This is a genomic window from Streptomyces sp. NBC_01077, assembly GCF_045162855.1.
GTDB lineage: Bacteria > Actinomycetota > Actinomycetes > Streptomycetales > Streptomycetaceae > Streptomyces.
Window position 1 is genome coordinate 8,725,217 of the sequence record NZ_CP108669.1, and the last position, 25,591, is coordinate 8,750,807.

Here is a 25,591-nt window from a genome sequence, read left to right on the forward strand (position 1 = left end):
CACGGCCCCGACGCCCCTCTTCGAAGACCCCGAAGAATTGCGGCCAAGGAAGATTCGGCAAGCGGCCAAGGAAGATTCGGCAAGGAAGATTACGGCCAAGTCTCCGACGGCCGCACGATGTCGAAGTGCAGCCCGCTGGAGCTCTCGCCACCGCCGGGGTTCTTCTCGCGCCGCACCCACACGTGCCAGGAACCGTCGAACCACCGCGCGAGCACGGGCCGCCGTACGACCAGAGCACCCTCGCGCGGCACCTCCTCCTCGTGCACCCAGTGGTCCGGCCGCAGCAGCCGGCCGTGCGGCTTCGACTCCGCGCCCGGCTGCAGCAGGGGCACCAGCGCGAACCGGATCGCCTGCGCGCTGAGCGCGTGGGGCACGAGCGGGAGCCAGTAGTCCGGAACGATGGTCTGGACGGCGTACGAACCGATGTCGTCGGGCGGCGGTCCCTCCGGGGCGATGCGCAGCCAGCGCTCCCTGCGGTCGACGAGTTCGCCGCCGACCGTGACCGTCTTCTCGATGGCCCAGGCGAGATTCGCGAGTTCGTCGCGCGCGAGCGCCACGGACTCCAGGGACTCGCCGACGGCGCCCCGCCCGGACGGCATCATCAGCAGTCCGTCGTCGGAACCGGTGACGGTGAAGAGGTTCCAGCGGGGATCGTCGCGCCCCGAGCGTTCCACGGTGTGGGTGCCGTTGAAGGAGTCGGTGACCACGATGCTGTCGAGCGTGGTGATCGAGCCGACCGGGACCTCCAAGGGGAACAGGAACCAGTCGTTTCCGTAGACCTCGGCGAACGAGATCAACAGCAGCCGGCCGGTGTCCAGGCTCGACACGTCCGTCGCGCCCAGGTTGATCTGTGCGTCCTCCATCTCCCAGAAGCGGTCGGCCGGTATCCCGCCGAAGCGCACGGTCGACGGGACCACCTCCTGGGTGAAGTTCCGCACGGGGGCCGCGGCCGCGGCCGTGGCCGACGGGTCGACGTCGACGCTGTACCAGTCCAGGCCGTCGCCGACGTACTCCTCGGCGTGCAGGACCCGGTCGCCGAAGGAGAAGTCCGAGCAGTACTCGAAGCGGTGCGGATCGAACGCGTCCGTCCCGGGCGTCTCCGGGGGCGCGACGCCGCGCCACCAGGCGAGCCAGCGCGATCCGACGGCCGTCAGGCCCGAGACCCGCAGCCCGCCGTTGGTCAGGTCCTCGGCCAGCTCGCGGGCGTCGGGCACCCTGGGCGCGAGCAGGGCGACCAGACTCGTGGTCCCGTCGGGCATCGGATCGAAGCGGTACTCGGCGAGCACCTGGGGCAGCTTCGCCGACTGCCCCGCCTCGTGCAGCAGCCGCACGAAATGCGCCCCTCCCTCGACCCGCAGGTACTCGTCGGGACCCCCGCCGTCCTCCGACTCGACCACCGCGTCGAGCGGGCCGGTCGTCGGGTCGTACGGCACCCAGGCGGCGACCACCGCCGGGTCGTCGCTCACCACAGGCCGCCACGCCGAGACGAGAGTGCTGTGCCCCTCGATCCGCGCCACCACGGGCGATCCGGCGTCCTGGCCGGCGAACTCGCCGAACTGCCACTGGCGGGCGAGGGCCCAGGCGGGATCGTGCACCCGCGCCGAGATCCCGGAGGCCACCTCGTTCGTACGGGACAGGGGTTCCAGCCGGAACCGGAAGAATCCGCTGTGCTCGAAATTCCTGCGAGGCATCGGCTACTCCTCAGCCAGTTCGATCCAGTGATCCCGGATCATGGAGGCCAGGGCCGTCGTCCCGAACTCTCCCACCCGCACCCCAGGGAGCACGTCGGAGAGCAGGGGCAGATCGGCGAGGTCGACGGCGCGCATCTTGGCGAGCTCCAGGGTGTCGCGCAGCACCAGCGCGAGGCCGTCCGCCGTCCAGCCGCGCACCGGATGCGGCGGTACGGCGACGAGAACGGCGTGCGGCGCCTTGGCGTCGGGCCGGTCGAAGTGGAACGAGACCCCGGTCAGTTCCGACTCGGCGGCGACGCCGTCGTTCCTCGTCCTGTTCGCGGCCAGGGCGTCCGCTCCGGGCAGCACCTCGACCCACTCGTCGCACACGATGCCGGCGAGCCGCTGGGCGCCGGTCGGGGCGACGGGCGTGTGGCAGACCAGATGGCGCCGTGCCGGCGGGCGTTCGAGCGGCTCGAAGGAGCCGCCGATCCACGCCCCGCCCGCGGGCGCCTGCGAGGCGCTCAGACGGCTCGGCCGCCCTGCGCGCACCTCCGCGAGCAGCAACGTCTCGTGCCAGGTCCGTACGGTCGGCCGGACCGAACCGAAGCGGCGTACCCAGTCGGCCACGTCCACGCCGCTCACGCCCGCGGCCGACGGCGGCAGGGACACCCCAGGGAGCGGCGGCGCGAGGGGCACGCCGCTGCCGAGGAACTCCGCGAGCACGCGCGTGACCTCGTTCAGCCAGCCGGGACTCGAGGCGTCCCCGGCGAGTTCGGCCAGGCGTGCGGGGTCGCCGTCGATCCCCAGGGCGCGGCGCCGCTCGGCGTCGGTGACCTCCGTGACGAAACCGGCGACCCGTTCGCGTACCTTCTCGACGTCGGGCGCCGGGAGCGCACCCCCCTCGTCGAGCACATGGGCAGGGAGCAGCGGTCCCGCGCCGACCAGAAGGCCCTGGATCCGGCCGGTGACCGCGCGCAGTTCGTCCCATCCCCCACGGATGCCGACCGCGGCCCCTGGCACTCCCTTCAGCTCCCCGATCCGCCGGTGCAGTCTGCGGTGCACGCTCCCCGCCACGTCGAGCACCAGACCCAGGGCGCTGAAGCCGACCTCGTCCAGGGGCACGTCGAAGGGCCGCGTCGGTGCCTCCCCGGCCTTGACGGTACCGGCCAGCCGCCACCCGGCCGCGGGGCCGAGGAGATGGGCCACCCACGCGTCCACCCCGGGTTCGAGCGCGGAGAACGGATCCGTACCCCATCCGGCGGGCCGCGAGGACGCGGGGGGCAGCACGGCCGCGATCCGGTGCGTCACGGCCCGGCCGCGCTGTGGGGTGCGCAGGATGTCGAACCGGTCCGGCACGTGCTGACCGGCGCCCAGCGAGTCCGCGGACAGACCCGCCCGCAGCGGGTTGCCGCCGACGAGCTGGTGCACGCTCTCGGCCAGGAGCAGGTCGCTCACCGCGTCGAGGGCATCCACCAGGTCGTCGAGCGCGGGCCCGACCCGGGGGTCGGCCGGGGGGAGACCGTGGCCGGCCAGCACCGCGTCGACGGTGCCGGCCGAGACCGCCCGCGCGAGCGCGATGCCGTCGACGACGTTCCGCGCGGCGATCGCCTCGGCGCTGCGCTCCCAGAGTTCCGGCTCGGGTTCGCCCGCCGTGGGCTCATGCGCGACGGGCGCCGGGAAGGCCCGACGGAACGGGGCCTTCTGCACGTCCAGACCCGCGTCGTGCAGCGCGCGCTCGAAGCGGTACCCGAGGAGCGTGCCCAGGCTCTGACCGCGCCTGACCCCGCCGAGCAGCCAGCGGGCGACCCGGGCGCGACGCGAGGTCAGGTCGACGGCCAGCGGCGAGGTAGCCTCCGCGGCGTCCGGGGACCCCGCGTCGCGATGGGCGAGGAACCCGGACCGCAGCACGGCCGCGGTCGCCGCGTGGTGCAAGGAGGGGGCGTGGATGAATCCGTCCGACGACCGTGCCGAACCCGGATACAGGTTCTCCACCCAGCCGTATCCGCCGAGACGTATCCCGGACGTGCCCGCTGCCCTGGTCTCGCTGAGCCGCCTGCCGGCCAGGGAGGTGGCCCAGGCGTCCCACCGGTGCGAGCAGACGTCGAACAACTCGAAGGCGAGCGGCAGGAATCCGTCCGCCGGCACGCCGGCGAGCGCATGCAGACCGTTGGTCAGCACACCCGCGGACGGCAGCGCCTGACGCGCGCGCTCCAGGATCGAGGCCGCGACCGCACTGGTCGCCCCCTCCTGCAGCCGTTTCCGGATCGCGAGGTCCACGGCGTTCGGGATGTCGAAGGCGAGGTCGAAGCCGTCACCGATGAAGCCGTCGCGGTTGGTGAAGAAGACGTCCCTGCCGTCGCCGTTCACCATGAGGGGAACGAGGTCGGTGGCCCGCTCGGCGGTACTGAAGCGGAAGTGCCCGAAGATCGTCGGAAGGCGATCGGGGGAAGGGTCTCCGGCACTCGTCATCGGCCAGCGCACCAGATACTGCTCCTGCGTCAGCTCGCCGCCGAGGAACGCCACGGAGTCGGCGAGCCGGCGCCGACTGTCCTCGAACAGGACGCCGTACTTGGCCGCGTTCGGCGCGAGACGTTCCGGTACGAGGGCGTAGTCCGGTTCCGTCGTGTTCGATGTCCAGGCGAGGTTGCTGGTCTCTTCCGACGGAACCGTCCAGCGCAGTCCCGACCGGATGCCGGAGAGCGCTATGGCCGGGCCCGGTGCTCGCTTGTGGATCGTGTCGAACTTCTCCCGCCCGCCCCTCGACGTGGTCTCGCGCCGGATCACCAGGTCGTTCGAGACGGGAAGCCGGCTCAGGATGTCCGCGGCCAGCCAGTCGGCCGGCGTCCCGTCGGTCACCCGCGGGACCCAGCCCGGTGTGAGCGCGGCCCGCCAGTGGTGCCGCAGACGCTGCAGCCAGGGAAGCAGCAGCGCGTCGACGCCGTCGTCCCGGTCCGGCACCCATTCGTCGAGCGCCGTCACCGGCAGGATCCCGTACGGCTGGCGCCCGACGCGCAGGGTCGGCAGCGGACCGCGGCTGCGGACGTGATCCGTCAAGTGGTTCCTGACCTTCACCCACCGCTCATGGGCCGCCCGGCGCTCGGCATCCGACTGCGGCACACCCGAGTCGGGCGTGATCGCCTCGCTCTGCATCTCGTACAGCACCGACCACCAGCTCAGCAGCGACAGCGCGGCGATCGGGCCGTCGCCGTCGTGGGCGGAGCCCGCGCATTCGGCGAGGAAGCCCGCATCGCTCAGGCCCAGCGCCCGGGCGAGGCGGGAGGCGTCGGTGTGGTCCGCCAGGACCGGGGGAGGCCCGGGAGGCATCGGGGTGGGACGCGAGGACCAGGCGGAAGTGGTCTCGGGCGTGTTGTTCGTCGGAGTCCCCGGTGCGAGGAAACCGAACCCGTCACCGAACGCGTGACCGTGGAGGCACCGGCGCAGCTCCTCCGCCCCGTCCTCGGGAGACAGCTCGCTCACCCCGATGACGAAGAGCTCGTCGAGATGGTCGAACTCCTCCGGCAGCGCCAGCACGGTGCCCATCCCCGCGGCCAGGGCCGCGTCGAAGTCGATGGCCCATTCCGCGTGTTCATGATCCGGCGCCGACTCGTCGGCCGCCAGCAGGCCGAGCGGCAACGGGTCGGGAATGTCGGCTCCCGTCCTGTCGACCGCCACCCTCCCGTCGACCAGACCCAGGAAGCGCCAGCGGGCGGGCAGCGTCGTCACACGAGGGGCACGCCGCCGCCGAGGGTCACGCATGCGCGGCGCGGGAGCCCCCGGCCGCGCCGCCCGGGTTGCCCAGGCGGCCCTGGGCGCGCTGACCTTGCCGAGGAGCTCCTGCCAGGCGTGCTCACCGGGGTCTGCCCAGTAGTGGCGGGCAGCCTCCAGCTCGGCAGGGGTCAGCGCCGGGTCGAACGCGTCGATGTGGATGTCGTCGGGGTACACGCGCACCTTGATGGCACGGCCGTCATCCGTCCATTTCGTCTCGATGCGTACGGGCAACAAGGCGATGGGCGCGGTGTTGTCGGAGGCGAAGAGCGGCTCCTCCCCGTCGAGGGCGGCGGCCAGCCGCAGACCGGCACTCGTGAACTCGGCCCGCAGCCCGTCGAGTTCCGTCAGCCGGTTCTGCTGGTTCTTCTCCGCGGAGCGCACGACCGCATGGGGCGTGGGGCCCGGCTCGAAGGGATCGTGCGATCCAGCGGCCCACTTGTGGATCCTATCGAGCGTGACCGCTCTGGCGTCCACGTCGGCCTGCTTGGTGTCGTGCTGCAGCCGAGCCTCGTCGAGCGCCCGACGCAACGCGAAGGGGTTCTCCCGGGGAACAGTGGCACCGGACAGGAAGATGAGCAGCCCCTCGGGTCCCGTGGCGATGACCACCGTGCCGTCCGTGCCGACACTGAACAGGACCTCGACCCCTGCGACTCCGACGCCGGTCATTCTGTACTGCGCCGACGGGATCAGGGCCAGCTCGTGGGCACTGGCCCGGGACAGAGCACCCGCGGTCCACCCCAGCAACTCCGGCATGAGGTCATGCGGCAGAGCCCGCCCGTCGACCGTGATCCGGTACCCGTGCAGGGTCAGCGTGCGCCAGGCAACCGTCGCGAAGCCGGAGAACCGGGGAACGATGGAGATCTGACCGTCGACGGTGAGGGCGTAGTGGAAGTCGGCCAGTCCTCGGGCGAGGATGAACATGTATTGCTGGCTGGGGATGAGCGTGAGTTCATGCGTGGTCGCGCGGGGGAGGGCGCCCGCCGTCCAGCCGAGCAGTTCGGGTGTGAGGTCGTGGGACAGCGCCCGCGCGTTGAGGGTGACCGTGAATCCGCGGATGGTGAGTGCACGACCGCTGGAACTCGCGAAAGCGGCGAATTGTGGGGGGAGGGAGATGAGGCCGGTGCGTGTGAGGGCGTAGTGGAAGTCGGCGATTCCTCGGGCGAGGATGAACATGTATTGCTGGCTGGGGATGAGGGTGAGTTCGTGGGTGCTTGAGCGTGGGAGGGCGCCTGCGGTCCAGCCGAGGAGTTCGGGTGTGAGGTCGTGGGAGAGCGTGCGGGCGTCGATGGTGACTTTGAATCCGCGGATGGTGAGGGTGAGTCCGCTGGCTTCGGCGAAGGTGTTGCAGTCGGCCGGCATGGTGATGTGGCCGTCGGTGGTGAGGGCGTAGTGGAAGTCGGCGATTCCTCGGGCGAGGACGAACATGTATTGCTGGCTGGGGATGAGCGTGAGTTCGTGGGTGCTTGAGCGCGGGAGGGCGCCTGCGGTCCAGCCGAGCAGCTCGGGCGTGAGGTCGTGGGACAGCGTGCGGGCGTCGATCGTCACCTTGAACCCGCGGATGGTGAGGATGAGCCCGTTGGCTTCGGAGAAGGTTGCGAATTGTGGGGGGAGGGAGATGAGGCCGGTGCGTGTGAGGGCGTAGTGGAAGTCAGCCAGTCCGCGCGCCAGGATGAACATGTATTGCTGGCTGGGGATGAGGGTGAGTTCGTGGGTGGTGGCGCGTGGGAGGGCGCCTGTGGTCCAGCCGAGGAGTTCGGGTGTGAGGTCGTGGGAGAGCGTGCGGGCGTCGATGGTCACCTTGAATCCGCGGATGGTCAGGGTGAGCCCGTTGGCCTCGGCGAACGTGGTGCAGTCGGCCGGCATGGTGACCTGACCGTCGGTGGTGACCGCGTAGTGGAAGTCGGCGATTCCTCGGGCGAGGATGAACATGTATTGCTGGCTGGGGATGAGGGTGAGTTCGTGGGTGGTGGCGCGTGGGAGGGCGCCTGTGGTCCAGCCGAGGAGTTCGGGTGTGAGGTCGTGGGAGAGCGTGCGGGCGTCGATGGTCACCTTGAATCCGCGGATGGTCAGGGTGAGCCCGTTGGCCTCGGCGAACGTGGTGAATTGTGGGGCCACAGTAAGCAAGCCGTCTCTCGTGACGGCGTATCCGAAGTCGGCCACCCCTCGCGCCAGGATGAACATGTATTGCTGGCTGGGGATGAGGGTGAGTTCGTGGGTGCTTGAGCGTGGGAGGGCGCCTGTGGTCCAGCCGAGGAGTTCGGGTGTGAGGTCGTGGGAGAGCGTGCGGGCGTCGATGGTCACCTTGAATCCGCGGATGGTGAGTGTGCTGCCGGTGATCTCGGCGAAGGTGTTGCAGTCGGCCGGCATGGTGACCTGACCGTCGACAGCGACTGCGTAGTCGAAGTCGGCGACTCCCCGCGCCAGGATGAACTTGTACTGCTGGCTGGGGATGAGGGTGAGTTCGTGGGTGCTTGAGCGTGGGAGGGCGCCTGTGGTCCAGCCGAGGAGTTCGGGTGTGAGGTCGTGGGACAGCGCGCGGGCGTCGATCGTCACCTTGAACCCGCGGATGGTCAGGGTGAGCCCGTTGGCCTCGGCGTACCCGGCGTGCTCGGGCTGGATGCTCACCCGTCCGTCGGGGGTCACCGAGAACCGCAGGTCCGCGAAGCCCCGCGCCAGGACGAACGCGTACCCCTCGGCGGGTATCAGGACCAGTTCATGGGAAGAGGCGTGCGTGAGCACAGTGTCGTTGCCGTTGAGGAAGGGGCGAAGATCGTGCGACAGCGCCCGCGCTTCGACGGTGACCGTGAATCCGCGGATGGTGAGGAGAGGGGTGCCGTCGGCGGTGGTTCCGGTGGTGGCGCACTGGGCGATTGTCGGGGTGGGCGTGATGGTGCCGTCGGGGCTGAGGTCGAAGGTGGGGACGATGACTCGGGGGCCGGGGACGAAGCCGTAGCCCTGGGCTGGGATGAGGACGAGTCGGCCGACGCTCGTACGGGGGAGTCGTTCGGAGTTGCCGTTCAGGAAGGGTTCGAGGTCGGTTGACAGGACCTGCCCGTCGATCGCGACCGTGAACCCACGAATCGTGACCACGGGCGTGCCGTCCGCAGACGTATCGACCGACCCGCACCGCGCCACCGTTCCGGTCAGGCGCACCGCCCCGCTCACATCCACGTCGAACAGCGGCACCACGACCCTCGGCCCGGGCACGAATCCGTAAGTCCCGGCCGGTAGCAGCCTCAGCTCATGGACCGTGCCTCGCGCCAACCGTGCCGAGCTGCCATGGAGGAACACCTCCAGGTCGTGGGAGAGCGCGCGCCCGTCGAGCGTGACGGGGAAGCCGCGCAGGACGAGTGAGGAAGTCCCGCGCCCTCCGAGGAACGCATCGTTGGCCGCGTCGTACTCGACCAACCCCTCCTGCGTCACCCGGAATTCGAAACTCGCCGGCCGGCCCGGGATCTGCTCGATTCTGTAGACGCCCGGGTCGAGGGAGAGCAACGGAGCCGTCGCCCCGTCCACGAGATCCGGACTGTGCCCTGAGACAGAGAACTTGGTGAAGGTGAGACCACTGCTGTCAATTCTGATCTCGGCCATGTCATTTCCCTGGGGCTCTGACCGTCCGGGGCGACGTTCCGGCACCTCCGTGACACGCCAGAGGAACCAATGGGAACCGATCTCACGGATTCGGGGTTTCGGAGTCGGCGTCGCCGCGCTTCCGTAGCGGTCATTGCGCGTGCGCCACAGCGTTTGCGTGTCTTCACCAAGCCGAGGCGGAAACTGCGTGCGTCGATCTGCTCGTGACTCCGAATTCCAGCATGTCACGGGTATAGCGTGCCGCAACACGACCGCCGTGACACGGGCCGCTGGCCCTCGGTCGCCTCAGCCTCGGCCGCCTCAGCCTCGGTCTCAGTAGAAGATCGTGCACGCCGTGTCGGAATCGGGCGGCAGGGACGGAATTTCCGCACACGCCGTGGCCTTGAGGTCCTTGTCGTTCACCATCGGTGTGTACACGCTGTTCTCGTTCCCCGGCCTGACTGTGATGCTCTGTATCGCGATGGTGTGCCCGCCGTTGTCCTCGGTCCGTACGTACGCTCTGTCGTCCGGCTTTCCGAACCAGAGCTGTGCCCAGGCCGCCCTGCACTCCGCGCTGTACCGCAGCCGAACGATGCGACCGCCGAGTGTCGCGTCGGCGATCGTCACGGCGTCGTCGACGCAATGGGTCGCGATGGGATCCAGGCCGTGACACGTAGTGGCGAAGCACGTCACCGGAGCTCTCGTCGGAGCCTTCGACGCCGTGTCCGGTGCGGAATGTGCGGGGGTGGAGAGGGCCGAGGTGGCTGCCGCTGTGATCAGCACCGCGGCGAGCGTCCCGGCCGGACGGCGTTTGCTCATCATGAGGATTCCTTCCGGTGCGGCGCGTAGGACGCGGGCTGCCAACTCCCGTGATTCCAGAACACACCTGCCGACATGCGGCGGCAACCGGCGGGGCCTTGAGGCTAGTTGAAAGCGCATACGTCGATCCGGAGTTGCGCTGCAGCCCGCAGGACGGTGTGGATACCATGGATTGGCCGGATTCACGAACTTCAGGCCCCACGCGGTGTCGAATCGACTCCTCCGGCCAACGCTTGCGAAAGCGTCCGCGGCAACGTCTGGGAAGCGTGCAGGAGCGATGCCATGGACCTGCTGCCGATTGAGATCAAGGTCAACATCGAGGGTGACGTGGCAGCGGCGCTGTCCGCCCTGGGCGGGACGGGCGCCGCGATGACGACGCGCCGGATCTGGTTCGCGGAGGACCGCGACGGGGTCGCCGAGGGCCGGGTGCCACTGTTGGACGCGGGCGTGATCGTACGGTTCAGGATCGGCAGCGGTTCGGACGAGCTGACGGTGAAGTTGCGGCCGTCCACGCGGGAGCAGCTCGTCGGCCGGTTCGCGGCCCCGTTCGACGCCACGCCGTTCACGTACCGGATCGAGGAGGATTGGTCGGCGGACCGTCGGGTGGTGGCTGCTTCCCTGGTCCACGATCACCCTCGGGGCGCGCTCTTGAGCGCCGTCCAGCCCGGTGTCGATGCCGCCGCGCCGATCGACGCGGTGCAGGACCAGTTCCTGGACGCCTGCGCACCCGCCGTCGTGCTGGACGGGCTGGACGGGTTGGTCGCGCTGGGCCCGATCTTCTCCACGAAGGCCGACGACGTCGCGCTGGACGACCTGAAGGTCGATCTGGAGGCGTGGCGGGTCGCCGGCCTGGAGTTCCTGGAGGCCTCGATCCGGGTGAAGCCCAAGGACGGGGAGAACGCCGAGGAGTTGACGGCGCGGGCCGAACGCAAGCAACGGAAGCTGGAGGAGGCGGTGCGGGAGCGCGGGGTGACGCTCTCCGAGCTTCCCGAAAGCAAGACCCGCAGGGTCCTCACCGCTTTGGCGGAGGCCGGGCGGCCCTGACCCGTGGTCACGGCGCCGACGCGGCGGCAGGAGCTCGACTGGCGGCTGCTCGACTGAAAGGCGATCAGCGAGCGCCTGCCGATGGAGCGCCTGATATGGCCGCGCATGATGATGGCCGGCGAACCGAGGTCAGTATCGAGGTCAGTGAGGAACGCTGTTCTTGATGGACTCCATCTCGCCCTTCAACTTGTCGATCTCCTGCCTCAGGGTTTCGGCATCCTGATGCCGTCCGGCGTCGTCGAGGCACTTGGAGAGCAACCCGAGAGTGACCAGCACGCCGACCCACGAAAGCCACATCTTGGCGGCCAGCAACGGTTCCAGGGGAGGCGCGACAGCGCCGAACGCGACGCCGGGTGTCGAGGCAACGGCATTCCCGAAGGCGACTACAGCGGCGATTTTCTGCAATTCACATGCCATGATGGCTCTCCGTTCAGCTGGATCCAGCGGCGGATGCTGAATGGCGTCGGGTTGTCGGAGGGGTCATGTCAGATCGATCCCGAACTTTGCCACGTAGCCGTCAACGTCTTCATTGGCTGCACAGCGGAACATGTGCGCGAGCGACGGGAAGTCGGACAGGTCGAAGGTGACGGCCGCAGTCGGAACGGGCCCTTCGAGCGCCGTCCAAGTGGCCGGACCCACGATCCCGTCAACGGCCAGACCGTGATCGGACTGGAATTGGCGAACGGCGGCATCGGTCTTGGGCCCGAATATTCCGTCTACTTGGCCGACGGGGTATCCGTGGGTTGTGAGGTCCTCCTGCAAGCGAGTGACGAATGGGCCGCTGTCGCCTTTTCTGAGCAGTGGATTGGGCATTATCCGCCTCCTGTTCATGTCGCATGACACTGAAGAGGGAGACACCCGTCAATGACGCTCCCCGGCGTCGAGTGCTCGGAGCCCCAGAACCATGGTCCCTCAGCCTCGAACCCGCTGCCACCGAGCCCGGACACCCCCGTGGAGCGGCGAAGGCCATCTGTTGAGATGCCAAGTGGCGGAGGGGGATGGGCGCCTTCCCCGACGACCCCGAGTGCGTACGCCGCCTCGATCGGGTCCGCCGGCGCTCCTGGCCGGGCTGGACGGCTGAATCGACGTGCTCGTCGTGGACCACGTCGACCAGGACAGGCGCTCAAGCAGGTCGACCGCACTGTCGGGAGAGATTTCCTCGTCCGATTCAGAGACGGCCTCAGCCCATGTGAGGGCTGTGCTTCGGAGCCGATCCGCTGCTGCGCCGATCAAGGCGGCGTAGAGAGGCTGGGGAACAGCAAAGACGGTGAAACCGTCGTTGGCCATGGGCACCAGGGCCTGTATCGAAAGTGGATCTTGCCCCATGAATGATCTTCATTCATGGGGCGGGGGCATCTCACTGATGAACAGTGGGCGGTGTTGGAGCCGTTGTTGCCGTTGTTGCCGTTGTTGCCGTTGTTGCCGATGGGGACGAAGGCGGGGCGGCCGCCTGTCTGGCCCCGGCGGCAGTTGATCGACGGCATACGGTTCCGGGTCCGAACGGGCGTTCCGTGGCGGGACGTGCCCGTCGAGTACGGCCCGTGGGGCAGGATAGGTGCACCTGACCGTCGAGCAGGGCCAGAAGCCCATGTCGATCGTGGTAACGGCCGGGCAGCGCGGCGACTTGCCGCAGTTCGAACCCGTGCTGAGGAAGGGCCGCGTGCCCCGCATCGGGCCGGGCCGGCCGCGCGTCCGCCCCGATCGGGTGCGTGCTGATAAGGCGTACGCCTCCCGCAAGAACCGCGCTTACCTGCGTCGCCGAGGGATCCGCTGCACCATCCCGGACAAGGTCGACCAGGCGCGCCACCGCAAACAGCGCGGCTCTCGCGGCGGCCGGCCGCCGAAGTTCGACCCGGTCGACCACCGTGAGCGCCACGCGGTCGAGTGTGGGATCAACCGCCTCAAGAGGTACCGCGCCGTCGCCACGCGATACGACAAGCCAGCGGTCCGCTATGAGGCGACCGTCCTCATAGCGGCCATCGGCGAATGGCTGTGACCAGCACACATCAAGCGCGTCCAAAACCAGCCCGCAGGCATGGAGGTGTTCTCACTCCACGGCAGCATTGAGGAGAATCTGCGCCAGCTCGCGCGGCTGGGAGAACATCGGCCAATGGCCGGTGTCCATCTTGACCAGCCGCCAGCGCTTGCTGTTCAGCAGCTCAGCCACATCTTCGTCGGGCTCGGCGTCGTCAGGCTCGGCCCCTGGCATCACGCACAGGATGTATGTCGCCGGAAGTTCACCGAGCGGCCCCGACAGCACAGCGGGCTCGGTCAGCGTGGCACCTGGGTGAGGCGTCGAGCCACGCACGAGGCGTGCGATCTGCTCATCGGTGAGACCCTCGCCGTCGTAATGAGCAGCTGGCGCGAGCGGCCAAAACCCTCCGCTCTCGGCGATCGATGCCTCCACTGCCGCCCCGCCGTCCGGCCAGGCGGAGACAAACGACTCGCCGTCAGTTGGAACGCTTGAGTCGACGAATACTACGCGGGCCAGTCGGTCACCGATCCGCTCCGCGGCCTGACCTACCGGGATGCCCGAGTAGCTGTGACCCACCAGGACTACGTCACGCAGACTCTGGCGTTCTACCTCGGCAAGGATGTCCTGGACGTGAGTCGCTTGCCCCGCCGGTACACCCTGCTTGTCAGCAAGACCGGACAGCGTCAACGGATAGACGCCGTGGCCAGCCGCGCGCAGATACGGCACCACCTCGCCCCACGCCCACGCCCCGAGCCGTGCACCTGCAACCAGCACGAAATTCACCATGGCCGCACCGTAGCCGGGCAGCCTGACGATCTCCTAGGAAATACTTTCGATATACGCCCCAGGTGCCTGAGCGGACTCCCTGCCCCCGTCAGCAGAGCCACCCCACTTCAGAACCGCGTCATCCGGATAGATGCCGTCACACGGTATGGCAGGGAATTCGCGGCTTTCGCGCAGGGGGAGACGGCCCTGCACGCCGACCACGAGCTCTCCCCCCGTCGCGGCCTCGGCCATTGCACGGTCCTGTACAAGGACGGCGAGCCGCCGGAGATCGGCTACTGGGGGGTGACGGCGGACTAGGTCTTTGTCCGGGCGATCTCTGAGGCAACGGCGCCCAACACCCGTGAATCTCGGCCAACGCCCCACACCTCGTGGCCTCGCTCCGCCCGCGCGCCGCGTCCGAGGACGGCCGACTGCGGATCGACGCGCTGAAGGTCGCCCACCACGGCAGCGCCGAGAACTTCTCGAACGTCCCCCTTGACCGCGGCCGCTACCTGATCTCCACGAACGGGAAGGTCCACGGCCACCCCGACGACATCGCGATGGCCGGATCCTGAAACACGGCGGAGTGACGAGGGGCCGGCACGTCCGCCGCGACGACGGAGAGAACCGCGACGGCCTGAACCGTCCCGAGGCGTAGACCGCCGCTGTTTCCAGAACCGGGGCCCGCCGCGCCGAGCGGCGGGCCCGGCCCTCGTACTACCCGGAGGGCACGTGTGGCACCAGCTCGTTGTCATTTGCGCCCACGCGGTGGTCGCTGACGACCCGACATGCCTGGGGCTCTGATGGCTCTCTGGCTCCGCGGCGGCACCTGCATGTGGAGAAAGTGAAGAATCCGCGCGTGCGGTGTGAGAGGTTCGGGCTGCCCTGCTTCATTTCCGTCGGGAATTTCCTCATGAGCCTGTGGCGAACGGCTCGTCGTGTCGCTCGAACTCGTCGGTAACTCATCGCAGAGCCCGAGCTTCTCTCCCGCGCACCGCGTTGACCTGCTCAAATGTCGTGGCACCGTGGCGGCTTAAGGGCTCGTTCACGAGTGCGTCCGGTCGGGGTATGGTCGAGCCCGTTCGAACGTTCGGGTGCCGTCGCATATCAAGTGCGGTACGTGTCATTGGATTTGAAAGCTGGGGTGAAAGCCGGGAATTCCGATACGGAGAGGAAGAATGGGGGCACACTCGGACCCCACGTACGCAGACGACCGAAAGATGTTCGAGGCGAGGCAAACCGATGGATGCTCCGACCACCACGTCCGCCGGTGGCGACAGGTCCGGCGACAGCTCCGGCGGCAGCAGTCGGAGCCCCGGCTGGTTCGGAACAAGCCCGCAGCCTCACCGGAACGGGCAGCACGGCGGCGAGCGGGATGGTCAGCAGGACGGGCACCGGGGCGCCGAGGGCCGTACGTCCGGCAGACCCTTCACCCAGATACGCCCCGTGGGCAGCGGCGCCGACCGGAGCCGCACGGCACCCGAAGCGCCCGCCCAGGTTCCGGCTCAGCGGCAGGGTCCGACCCAGGCTGCCGCCCCTACTCCGGCCCCGTCCCCACCTCCGTCCCCGGCCTCGGAGGACACGTCCGACGTAGGCCTCCTGCGGCGCACCATGGCCGAGATCGAGCCGATCGCCGACAAGGTCACCTCGTACTTCTACGCCCTGCTCTTCCTCCGCCACCCCGACCTGCGGGCGCTCTTCCCCGCTGCCATGGACACCCAGCGCGACCGCCTCTTCAAGGCGCTGCTCACCGCCGCGACCCACGCGGACGACACCGCCACCCTGGCCGCGTACCTGTCCCACCTGGGCCGCGGACACCGGAAGTACGGCACCCTTCCCGAGCACTATCCCGCCGTCGGCGAATGCCTCATCGGCGCCCTCTCCCGCTACGCCCCGCGGAGCTGGGGGCCCAGGGCCGAGTCCGCCTGGGTGGCCGCCTACACCACGATCTCCCAGATCATGATCGACGCGGCGGCCGTGGACGCGCTGCGCGCCCCCGCCTCGTGGCAGGCGGAGGTGGTCGCCCATGACATGCGTACGCCCGACATCGCCGTCGTGACGGTCCGGCCCGACCAGCCGTACCCCTTCCTCGCCGGGCAGTACACCGCCCTGGAGACCCCCTGGTGGCCGCGCGTCTGGCGGCACTACTCCTTCGCCGGCGCCCCCCGCTCCGACGGCCTGCTCTCCTTCCACGTGAAGGCCGTGCCGGCGGGTTGGGTCTCCAACGCCCTCGTGCACCGCGCCCGCCCGGGGCACGTCATCCAGCTCGGTCCCCCCGCCGGATCCATGACCGTGGACCACAGCACCGACAACGGGCTGCTGTGCCTCGGCGGCGGCACCGGCATCGCGCCCATCAAGGCCCTGGTCGAGGACGTGGCCCAGCACGGCCGCCACCGCTCTGTCCAGGTGTTCTACGGAGCCCGCCGGGACCACGACCTGTACGACATCGAGACCATGCTCCGGATGCAGCAGTCGCACCCCTGGCTCTCCGTCCGTCCGGTCGTCGACGACGGCCCCGGCGGCGGCCTGGGCGCCCGGCTCCCCGAAGCCGTGTACGAGTACGGCCCGTGGCACACCTACGACGCGTACCTGTCGGGACCGCCCGGCATGATTCGCCGCGGCGTCGACACCCTGGTGGACATCGGCATACCCGCCCACCGCATACGGCACGACTCCATCGAGGAACTGGTCGGGGCAAGGAATTGAGTACATTCGAACGCGAACAGGCCGGGCTCCGGCAGGCGTCGCCCGTACGCGCCACTCGCCCGGGGAGCGACGGCGAACATCAGGTCCAGCAGCGCATGGGCACCACCGAACGCGCCGACAGGTTCTACGCCGACCAGGTCCTCGACCGGCTCAACACCCGTATGCGGGAGTTCGCGGCACGGCAGGAGATGTTCTTCCTGGCGACCGCCGACCGGCACGGCGAATGCGACAACACATTCCGGGCCGGGCCGCCGGGATTTCTCCACGTCCTGGACGACCGGACCCTCGCCTACCCCGAGTACCGGGGCAACGGCGTTCAGGCCAGCCTCGGCAACATCGAGGAGAACCCCCACGTCGGCATCCTGATGATGGACTTCCTCCAGGACCGCATCGGACTTCACGTCAACGGCACGGCGCGGATCGTGGCCGACGACGAGATGCGCCGTACGCACTTCGGTCTCGCGTACGACCCCGTACCGGGCCGCCGTGCCCAGGTCTGGGTGGAGGTCGCCGTCGAGGAGGCGTACATCCACTGCGCCAAGCACATTCCCCACCTGCGGAAGGTGCCCCCACGCGACGCCGGCCGCGCGTGGGGGACGGACGACTTCAAGCGCAAGGGTGGCGACTTCTTCGGAGCCGCCGCCGAAGCGGCCGAGCGTGGCCCGTTCCTGCCCCCGCCCCGCGCGGACGCGGCCGTCTGGCGAGCGGAGGCCGAAAGGGTGCTGGAACGGGCCGAGCGGCGTGCGGCCGCGGCGAAGGAACAGACGTTCAGTGGCTGGTTCAGCAGAAGCATCTCCGCCTGACCGGGCTCCTGCCGCTCCTGCCGCCCCTGCCGCACCGGGTGCCGCCCCTGCCGCGCCGGCACCCGGTGCGGCAGGGGCGGTCCGCGGTCAGCCGATGATGGCGACCGGGGCGTCCCAGGCGTTGCGGTCGACGGTGATGGTGTGACCGCCGCGAGTCTCTTTACTGTTGGCCTTGTACTGGTGGCCGCGGCTGTGATCGGTGTACAGCTTCGGGTCCCAGGGCCAGTCCTTGGTGGTGGTTTCCTGGCCGTTCCACAGGGCGTACCAGAGGTTGCCCGGCAGGTCCGTGCGGTTCTTGGCGGTGGCGATCGCCTTGGCGCTGGAGCTGCTGAAGCCGTAGAGGCCGGCGCGGTAGGTCTTGGCGCGCAGGGTCTTGGTGAAGGACCGCACGTAGGTGAGGGTGGCGTCGTTGCATGCCCTGTCGGCGATGTCGTACGACTCCATGTTGAGGTAGATCGGGCTGCCGGCCTTGATGCCGAGGGCCGAGGCCTTGGCGATCGCGTCGTTGGCATTGCTGACCCCGACCGAGGCCGCGGTGGCCGCGGTGAACCTCTCCTTGTTCCGGCTCTGCTGGCACGGTGGCTGGGCGCCGACGTAGAGGGGGATGACCCGCCAGCCGAGCGTGTCGACCGACTTCACCCAGGACTTGGTCAGGTTGGGCTGGGCGCAGCCGCGGTTCTTGCCGCCGACGTAGACGGCGACGCCGCCGTAGTAGGCGTCCTTCTTCCATGCCTTCATCGCGGTGAGCGACGGCGCCGTGCAGGCGTCGAACGCCCGGCCGGTGTAGGTCTTCTGTGCCGGCCACGCCGGGGCGGCCATCGAGGTCTGCGCCGCGATCCCGGCGCCGGCCACGACGACGACGCCGGTCGTCGCCAGCGCGATGTAGCGGCCTTTTCTGGACAACCGGTGCTTCGGCAATTCCCCACCCCATGCATATGACGACTTACGGATCCGGCTCCGTCCCACCGAAGCGCGACCACCATACCCGGCGGCGCGAAGACTCCGACGGCGGGCCGGGACGACCCCGGTACGCGTCGATCTGCCAGGTGGGCCTGCCCGCGCTGGCCGCCTGAACGGACCCGCACCGCGCGTCGCCCCTGCCCGGCTCACCGGGCAAGGGCGACGCCCTCGTCGGCGGTCCTCAACTACGCAGATGCGAAGCACCGTTGAGGTCGAGGATCGTGCCCGAGGACCACTCGGCGGCGGGCGAGGCGAGCCACAGCACTGCCGCCGCGATCTCCTCGGCCGAACCCACCCGGCCGAACGGGCTCTGCGTCCGTATCGCCTCACCCTCAGGGCCGTCCAGGCGCGGTGCGACGCGCTCGGTGGCGAAGAACCCGGGAGCGACCGAAGCCACACCGATCCCGTACGGGGCGAGTGAGACCGCGAGCGACTGCCCGAGGGCGTGCACGGCGGCCTTCGTCGCCCCGTACGCCGGATGGTCCGGCTCACCCCGGAAAGCGCCCCGGGAGCCGACGTTCACGATCCGGCCACCCCCGCCCTGGTCGATCATCCGCTGCGCCGCGAGATGGCTCAGGTTCGCGGTGGCCAGCAGGTTCACGGACACATGCTGCTGCCACACCGCCACCCACTCCTCGTACGAGGTCTCCGGAAGCGGGTGGCGGATGTTCACCGCCGCGTTGTTGACCAGGACGTCGATCCCGCCGAGCGCTTCGGCCGCCGCGTCCACCACGGCCACCGCCCCCACCGGGTTCGCCAGGTCGCCGCCGGCGAGGGTGTGGCCGGTGCCGGCGAGGGAGGCGAGGGTGGTACGGGCCTCCTCCTCGCGCGAGCCGAAGTGGACGGCCACGCGGTCGCCGTTGGCCGCGAATGCCTGGGCCACCGCGCGGCCGAGGCCCCGTGACGCGCCGCTCACCAGCACGCGTCGGCCCGATGCGGGCAGGTTCATGGAAGTGCCTCTCTGCGATCAGATGTTCTGCACGGCGGTCACGATACGGTTCAGCCCCTTGCGGAGGTCGTCGGTGCCGCAGGCGTACGAGATCCGCAGGGCGTGCTTGCCACTGCACCGCGCCGGAAGGGCGGATCGACTCAGGCCGAGTACGGGAGGAACTTCGCCGCCTTCTTCGCGAGCACGGTGGCGAAGTAGTCGGGCGCGTCGTCGGGACGCATCCGGGCCAGGGTGACCATGCCGGTGATCACGCAGTCGGCGACCTCCTCCTGAACGTGCTCCCAGGTGTGGCTGTCCCCCTTCCTGGGGTTCGTTCCCCGGGCGCCGATGACGGCCTGGGCGGCTTCACCGACCTCCTCGGAGATCTTCAGGATCTGCAGGGTCCACTGCTCCTCCGGTGTCATGTCGCGAGCGGTGTCGAGCTGTGTGAAGAGCGCGGCAAGGGTGCGGATCGTGTTCCACGAGTCGTTGCTCATCAGGGTTCCTTGCGTGTCGGGACGGACTTGTCTGGCCTGGGACCAGGGCGCGGGTGGGGCGCCGGCGAGCGGGTCAGGCGTCGTCAGGCGGACCAACGCACCTTGGGCGGCGGAGGATGTCATCGCATCGCGGACGGTTCCTCGATGCCAGGTCGGTCCCCATGACGGGCGTACGCCGGGAATCCCGGCCAGGTGGAAGACCACGTCCGCGAACCCGTCTCCCCGTGCCGCCCACGGCCAGTGCGGCGTGAGACCTGGCCCCGGGCCTTTCCGGTGCTTCCGACGTTCGGCTTGCACCCGTCTCGTCCTCGGACCGGTCGCCGGGATTCTCGGGGTGCACGGGCGTCTGGGCCGACCGCTGCCGAGCGGCACTCCGTTGTGGTCGGCAAGGGCACGGATACCGGCCTCTCGGATGGCCTGCGCATTCGGCGGTCCGACGATGTCGGCCGGCTCCGAGAGCGCCCAGGGGGTCGTCACCGGTTCCGGCAGCAGATCGCTGCGCGGCCCAACGAACCGAGAGCGGCAGATCTGGTCTCTGTCGTACCCGATATACGGAGGGGCCACGGACGTCCGGGCCCCTCCGGCGTGCTCAGCCCCGCAGCAGGCCCAGGACCTTGGCCCCGAGCTCCAGGGCCTCGTCGGGTGAGTCGACCGACTGCTGGAGGTCGACGAAGCAGCCGTCGGCGCCGGTGTCCCGCACGCCCGCGAGCACGGTGGCAATCGCGTCCGCCGTGGCGCCGGGCGCGGGGTTGTGCCGTATCTGCCGACGCAGCGTCCCCGGGTCGCGGCCCGCCTCCTCGGCGGCTCGCCGCGCCACGTCCCACAGGCCCTCGGCCGCCCCCGGCGGCAGGACCGCGCCGACCCAGCCGGCCGCCCGGCGGCCGACCCGGCGCAGGGCGGCCGGGCTGAAGCCGCCGAGATAGACGGGCGGTCCCGCGGGCTGGACGGGGCGGAGGCCGACATACGAGACGGGGATCGTCCAGTGGGGGCCCTCGTGGCCGAACTCCTCCTGGGTCCAGAAGCCGTGGAGGACGTCGAGCAGCTCGTCGAGGAGGGCGCCGCGCCGGCCGAAGTCGGCGCCGACGGCGGTGTACTCGTCCCGCAGCCAGCCGATGCCGAGACCGACGTCGAGGCGTCCGCCGCTGACCTGGTCGAGCGAGGTGAGGGAGCGGGCGAGCAGGGCCGGCGGGTACCAGGGGCCGTTGAGGGTGCTCATACCGAGCCGGGCGCGGGAAGTGGCGCCGGCGGCGAGGGTGAGCACGGTCAGCGGGTCGAGGAAGGTCTTGTACTGGTGGGGGTACGGGTTCTCCGGGGTGTGCCCCGGATAGAGGTCGCTGGGGGCGACCGGGGTCAGGGCGCGGTCGCCGACCCAGAACGAGTCGAACCCGGCGTCCTCGGCGTCCCGCGCGAAGGCCGCGATGCGGTCGGCGCGGGCGTGGGTGCCGTACTGGGGCAGTGCGATGCCAATCTCCATGACCTCATCCTGGTCAGCGGGACGGCCCGCGACACGAAGGGGTCGACGTGTGACCCCCGACACATGCCTGTCTTCGGGTGGGGGTCGAGGTCCGTCGACCGGCGGGCCGCGGGGCCGGTGCCGCCTGCACGACCCGCACCGTCGGCCGACCGCGCCGGCAGGTGCCCGGCCGGTACTGCCCGCGCCGCCCGCGCGCCCTCAGTCCGCGCCGCCGCCTGTGCCGCGCCGCCCGTGCCCTTGAGGGCGGCGAGCCGCCGGACCGGCGGGGCGGGGGCCGTGGAGTGCACGGCGCACTCCGGCATAGGAGTCTGGTGGTGTGGCTAAGCCAAAGAAGGCGGCGACCGGCTCGCACCGGCGGAGCTGGCTGCGCGGGGCCCCGCCGCCCCGCTGGGTGCGGGTCCTGCCCGTGCTGTTGCTCGTCGGGGTCGGAGCGGCCTCCCTCACGGACTCCGTTCCGCTGGACATCGGCTTCCTGCTCGGCGCGGTGCCTCCGCTGGCCGTCCTGGCCTACGGACCGTTGGCCACGGCCTTGCTCGGCGCGGCGACGATCGCGCTGTTGACCGTTCCCCTCTTCCATTTGAACCGGCCCGGCAACACCGACCTCTTCACCCTCGGCTTCGTCGCGACCCTGAGCGTCTTCGTCTCCTTCGTCCGCGGGCGCCGGGACGAGCAGCTCGACCTGGAACGTACCGTCGCCGAGACGGCCCAGCGGGCCATCGTCCCGGACGTACGGCGGCGGGTCGGGCCCGTGCGCTGCGCGAGCCTGTACCGCGCCGCCGAGCGCGGCACGCTGGTGGGAGGCGACTTCTTCGACGTCCGGCCCGGCCCCCACGGGGTGCGGGCGGTCCTCGGCGACGTGCAGGGGCACGGTCTGTCAGCTGTCGCGACGGTCGCCTCCGTCCTGGGGGCGTTCCGCGAGGCCGTGCTGGACGACGTGGACGCGGAGGCGATCGCGGCGCGGCTGGACCGCAGGCTCGTGGTCGACTCGGTGCGGACGGAGCACGCGGAACTCTTCGCGACGGCCGTCCTCCTGGACTTCGCGCCGTACGGGCGGGAGGTCCGTGTCCTGGCCTGCGGTCACCCGCCGCCGGTCCTGCTGCGCGGCGGAGCCGTGAGCACCCTGGAACTCGACCCCGGACCGCCCCTGGGACTGGGCCTCGCCGACGTCATGCCGGGAACCGCCGCCACGGTGTCGCTGCTGCCCGGGGACCGGCTGCTCCTGGCGTCGGACGGTGTCCTGGAGGCACGGAACGCCTCCGGCGACTTCTACCCCTTCGTCGAGCGCCTGGCCCGTATGACCGGTGTCGGCCTTGACCAGCTGCCCGACGAGATCTGGGCCGACCTGAGTCACTTCGCCCCCAACATCCAGGACGATGTCACCCTCCTGATCCTCACCTTGGACACTTCCGAGCCGGGCTGACGGGACAGAGCCCCGGCGCCGCGCACAGGTACTCGCCCCGGCCGCCGGCGCCGTACTCGACCGCACCGAGCACCAGGGCCGGTGGGACCGGGGCGTGGAGATCGTCAGGCCGTCGGCCGGCAGCCGGTGGACAGCGGCCGTCGCCGGGAGTAACCCCTGTGGTCGCGGACGACATCTGCCGGACATCCACACCCCGCCCGCGCAGCGAGCAACCCCCGCGGGTACGGGACGACCGCGCCGCCGGGCGACCGGCCGCCGCCCAGCGGAAATGCCCAGGCGGGGATGGCTTCGGCAGCGTGCTCGGCGGCAGCGTCCGGTACCGGTACCGGACGCTGTCCGCTGTTTCGGCGCCACTCGTGTCGGACGACGACTGCGGCCGGTTGGCTCTCCCCGGGGAGGTCGGAGTGTGATCGGTCCGTTCTCCCGTACATCTCACTGGCCGTGCGGACGCTGCTGGACCTCCGTATCCGGCGCTTGGGTGTTCGGGCCCCGGAAGCGGGTGAGTGTCTTCGCGAGGGCCTTCCATGGTGAGGGGTCGTCCTTGGTCGTCGTCGGCGATGCCGTCCGGGGGGCGCCGTCGCCGCTGTTCGCCTCGGCGAGGGCGTCGAGCGCCGACTCGGCGGCCTCCCGGTACAGGTCGCAGGATGCTGTCATGGCTTCGAGTGCCTTGGCGTACCTGGTGACCATGGCCCGTGCGTGGACCAGTTCCTCGTCGGGGGTGAGCAGGTGCCAGCCTTGGCGCAGCCGTGTCAGGACCTGTTCGGCGTCGGCCGGCAGTGTCTGGGGCAGTGAGGCGAACTCCTCGATCTTGTCCAGAAGTCTGGTGGGTTCCGTGCCGTCCAGGAAGACATTGCGAATCGTGAAGTGCTCCGCGTCGTAATCGAGGGCCTGCGGTGTCGGGGGCAGGATGACGGCGCCGCCGCGCGGTATCCCCACACCCAGCTCACGCTTCATCACGAAGTCGGCGATCAGCGCCTGATCCGGCGTGGCCCGGTGTTCGACCACCCGGTGCCGCAGGCTCGGTGGCAGGAACGCCGTGATCGGCCGGCGTCCCAGGGCGTCCGGCGTCATCGCCTCGTGCACCACGACATGGATGAACCAGCTCTGCCGGGTGCAGGCCCGCAGCAGGCGACGCAACTCGTCGTCGTCCTTCGGCAGATGGTTCGCCGTCCGCAGGCGTACGTCCGGCACCGTCTCGTGGTCCCATGCGACCTGGTCGCTGTCGGGCCAGAACACGGTGGCTGGTGAGGGCCAGCTCGCTTCCCACGCCCGCTCGGCCTCGGCGGCGAGGACCCAGGTGACGCCCTCGCTCTTCATGCGGCGGGACTCGGGCTCGTACGTGGTCAGTTGCGCGCGCACCGTGACGCCGTCGGCCACGCGCCAGCGGGCTTCGAAGAGGCGGCGGGCGGACGGGCCGGGGTCGGCGGACTCGTCCCGGGGGTACAGGTCGGTGGACTGCGCCGCCTCGACGGGGTCGAGGTCCAGGAAGTCGTCGATCACCCGGGCCGCCTTGAGGGCGAGCAGGTTGCGGCGGACGTCCCGCTCGGGATCGGGCCCGAGGTGACGCCCACGCCCGAGCCAGGCGGTGTCGGGGACGGTGGTCGATGAACTGCTGTTCTTGGCCATGGAACCGTTCGGTGGGCGATCAGGACCCGACCAGTATGGTCCTCAGCCCGAGCGAGGGAAGCGGTACCCCGTCCGCGCCGTCGTGGATCGAATGCCGGGTCGACGGGGAAGCCGATCGATCCACAGGCAGCGCGGGACGCAGTCGTGCCGGGCGGCCGTCGTCGTCCGGGATGGCCGAGCCCGGCTGTGCCGGGGTAGCGGCGTTGAACGGCCGTGCCCTCAGGCCCCGGTAGGTCCGCGACACCTCGGTGGCGGTCGCCCGGAGGGCCGCGCGGACCAGGTTCTCGGAGGTGCCTTCAGAGGCCGTGCATTCCACGGGCGGCGCGATCCGGGGCGGTCGGGCGCAGGGGACGCCCCGTGATCCGGGAAGCCGGGCGCGTCGGCGTCAGGACGGGATCCCGGGGTCGGCGTACCGCAGCAAGGCGCCCACGCCCTCGTACAGTCTCAGCTCGCTCTCCGGTACGACGACCAGCTCGGCACGGGTGCCGACGAGGGCCCGGACGAGGGCCTCGTCGGCGCGTTCCTCGCGTGGGGCCCGCACGCCGAAGGACGTCAGCTCCGCCTCGGTCAGGGCGAGCTGGGTGGGCTGGGAGCCCACCCAGAGCTGCGGTGAGGACCCGGGCGGCCGGTTCAGCAGCAGTGCTGCCACCTGGCCCCGCTGGAGGGCGGCGACGGTGGCGGCCAGACCCTCCGCCACGGGCCCGTCCAGGGCACGCCGACCGATGAAGATGTCCACGAGCTCCCGGTCGTGCGCGGCCATGCGGCCGCGGAAGACGCCGTCGAGCTGCGGCTCCAACAGGGCGCGTCCGGTGTGGGTGGGGGTCGGGCCGCCCACGCGTACGATCTTGTCCCGCAGGGTGTGCGGCAGGCGGCGGATCAGTACGTTGCACGCCCACTCGTCCCCGCCCACGACGACGGCGTCGGCATGGGCGCGCCGCGCCCGTTCGTCCAGCCGGTGGCCGAGCCGGACGCAGGTGCGGTGCCAGGTCGCCACCGCGACCCTGCGGCGCAGCCGCTCACCCGGGGTGACGGTGGACGTGGGCCAGCTGCCGGTCTCCGCTTCCAGCACCACCCAGCCGTGGGTCTCGGCGGTCGGAAGGCCGCCGTAGTGGACGACCACGGCCATGTACGGGATCTCCGGAACGTGCTGGGTGACCAGGGGCATGGCGTCCGGCAGGGTGCTGTACCGCGCGGAGTCGTGCTCGGGCGGCTTGGGAAGCTCCCCGTCCAGGACGAGCGTGCCGTGGGCGGCGAACAGAGCCTGCCCGTGCACCCCCGGAACCTCTGCGTCGGCGCCGACCACCTCGTCCAGTACGTTCATCAGCGCCCGGTCCGCGCCCTGACGGGACAAGCTCTCCCGCAGCCGCTCCCAGCGCAGCGCGATCGCCCGCTCGGGATGCTCGACGTCCCGGGAGGTGTCCAGATACACGGAGGCGTACGGGCCCGGCTCTGCGTAGAGGGGCTCAAGGAACGACAACCTCATCGCCACTCCCGTCGACGGTTCCCCACCTTCGATGATGCCCGAGACCAGTCGTCGGAGGCACTCACGGCTCCGGTGCGCCA

General features: G+C 70.3%; 17 protein-coding genes and 1 pseudogene. 6 read left to right on the plus strand and 12 right to left on the minus strand.

Going from position 1 to position 25,591, the window contains the following annotated elements; translation table 11 throughout:
- Positions 1-89 precede the first annotated feature (89 nt).
- From OG462_RS39100 to OG462_RS39110, 3 genes are all read right to left on the minus strand, one after another.
- Positions 90-1,691, minus strand: coding sequence for a hypothetical protein (locus OG462_RS39100; RefSeq protein WP_406065387.1), 1,602 nt, complete (start codon positions 1,689-1,691; stop codon positions 90-92).
- A gap of 3 nt (positions 1,692-1,694) precedes the next feature.
- Positions 1,695-9,032, minus strand: coding sequence for a hypothetical protein (locus OG462_RS39105; protein WP_406065389.1), 7,338 nt, complete (start codon positions 9,030-9,032; stop codon positions 1,695-1,697).
- Between the two features lie 312 nt (positions 9,033-9,344).
- Entirely contained in the window at positions 9,345-9,833 is a 489-nt protein-coding gene (locus OG462_RS39110; protein WP_406065391.1) for a YjfA family protein, read from the minus strand.
- Positions 9,834-10,112: 279 nt separating this feature from the next.
- Between OG462_RS39110 and OG462_RS39115 the strand changes: the two genes are divergently transcribed.
- A complete protein-coding gene (locus OG462_RS39115) occupies positions 10,113-10,874 on the plus strand; it encodes a hypothetical protein (RefSeq protein ID WP_406065393.1) in 762 nt (253 codons plus the stop codon).
- Between the two features lie 141 nt (positions 10,875-11,015).
- On the opposite strand, the gene OG462_RS39120 is transcribed toward OG462_RS39115, so the two are convergent.
- Positions 11,016-11,291: a hypothetical protein gene (locus tag OG462_RS39120; protein WP_406065395.1), complete on the minus strand. Its 276-nt coding sequence runs from the start codon at positions 11,289-11,291 to the stop codon at positions 11,016-11,018.
- A gap of 63 nt (positions 11,292-11,354) precedes the next feature.
- The gene (locus tag OG462_RS39125; RefSeq protein WP_406065397.1) at positions 11,355-11,687 is read right to left on the minus strand and encodes a peptidoglycan-binding protein; all 333 of its coding nucleotides are present in this window, start codon (positions 11,685-11,687) and stop codon (positions 11,355-11,357) included.
- Between the two features lie 528 nt (positions 11,688-12,215).
- Here OG462_RS39125 and OG462_RS39130 point away from each other — a divergent pair.
- A pseudogene (locus OG462_RS39130) lies at positions 12,216-12,870 on the plus strand (transposase).
- Between the two features lie 51 nt (positions 12,871-12,921).
- Here OG462_RS39130 and OG462_RS39135 read toward each other — a convergent pair.
- On the minus strand, positions 12,922-13,635 hold the full coding sequence (locus tag OG462_RS39135; protein ID WP_406065399.1) for an alpha/beta fold hydrolase: 714 nt from the start codon (positions 13,633-13,635) through the stop codon (positions 12,922-12,924).
- A 368-nt stretch (positions 13,636-14,003) separates the two neighbouring features.
- Here OG462_RS39135 and OG462_RS39140 point away from each other — a divergent pair, with 368 nt between their 5' ends.
- The 3 genes from OG462_RS39140 (at position 14,004) to OG462_RS39150 (ending at position 17,123) form a co-directional block, all read left to right on the plus strand.
- A complete protein-coding gene (locus OG462_RS39140; protein WP_406065401.1) occupies positions 14,004-14,189 on the plus strand; it encodes a hypothetical protein in 186 nt (61 codons plus the stop codon).
- A 667-nt stretch (positions 14,190-14,856) separates the two neighbouring features.
- Positions 14,857-16,320: a globin domain-containing protein gene (locus OG462_RS39145; protein ID WP_406065403.1), complete on the plus strand. Its 1,464-nt coding sequence runs from the start codon at positions 14,857-14,859 to the stop codon at positions 16,318-16,320.
- 95 nt (positions 16,321-16,415) lie between these two features.
- Positions 16,416-17,123, plus strand: a complete 708-nt coding sequence (locus OG462_RS39150) for a pyridoxamine 5'-phosphate oxidase family protein (protein ID WP_406066884.1) — start codon at positions 16,416-16,418, stop codon at positions 17,121-17,123.
- 87 nt (positions 17,124-17,210) lie between these two features.
- Here OG462_RS39150 and OG462_RS39155 read toward each other — a convergent pair whose 3' ends face one another.
- From OG462_RS39155 to OG462_RS39170, 4 genes are all read right to left on the minus strand, one after another.
- On the minus strand, positions 17,211-18,041 hold the full coding sequence (locus OG462_RS39155; protein WP_406065405.1) for a glycoside hydrolase domain-containing protein: 831 nt from the start codon (positions 18,039-18,041) through the stop codon (positions 17,211-17,213).
- Between the two features lie 223 nt (positions 18,042-18,264).
- Positions 18,265-19,032 carry an SDR family NAD(P)-dependent oxidoreductase gene (locus OG462_RS39160; protein WP_406065407.1) on the minus strand — a complete coding sequence of 256 codons (768 nt, stop codon included), beginning with the start codon at positions 19,030-19,032 and terminating at the stop codon, positions 18,265-18,267.
- A gap of 140 nt (positions 19,033-19,172) precedes the next feature.
- Entirely contained in the window at positions 19,173-19,508 is a 336-nt protein-coding gene (locus OG462_RS39165; RefSeq protein ID WP_406065409.1) for a MazG-like family protein, read from the minus strand.
- Between the two features lie 589 nt (positions 19,509-20,097).
- Entirely contained in the window at positions 20,098-20,982 is an 885-nt protein-coding gene (locus OG462_RS39170; protein ID WP_406065411.1) for a TIGR03619 family F420-dependent LLM class oxidoreductase, read from the minus strand.
- 316 nt (positions 20,983-21,298) lie between these two features.
- Between OG462_RS39170 and OG462_RS39175 the strand changes: the two genes are divergently transcribed.
- A complete protein-coding gene (locus OG462_RS39175; protein ID WP_406065413.1) occupies positions 21,299-22,402 on the plus strand; it encodes a PP2C family protein-serine/threonine phosphatase in 1,104 nt (367 codons plus the stop codon).
- A 432-nt stretch (positions 22,403-22,834) separates the two neighbouring features.
- Here OG462_RS39175 and OG462_RS39180 read toward each other — a convergent pair whose 3' ends face one another.
- Positions 22,835-24,028 (minus strand): hypothetical protein, encoded by a 1,194-nt coding sequence (locus OG462_RS39180; RefSeq protein WP_406065415.1) that lies wholly within the window; start codon positions 24,026-24,028, stop codon positions 22,835-22,837.
- 385 nt (positions 24,029-24,413) lie between these two features.
- Positions 24,414-25,511, minus strand: coding sequence for a hypothetical protein (locus tag OG462_RS39185; protein WP_406065417.1), 1,098 nt, complete (start codon positions 25,509-25,511; stop codon positions 24,414-24,416).
- Between the last annotated feature and the right edge of the window lie 80 nt (positions 25,512-25,591).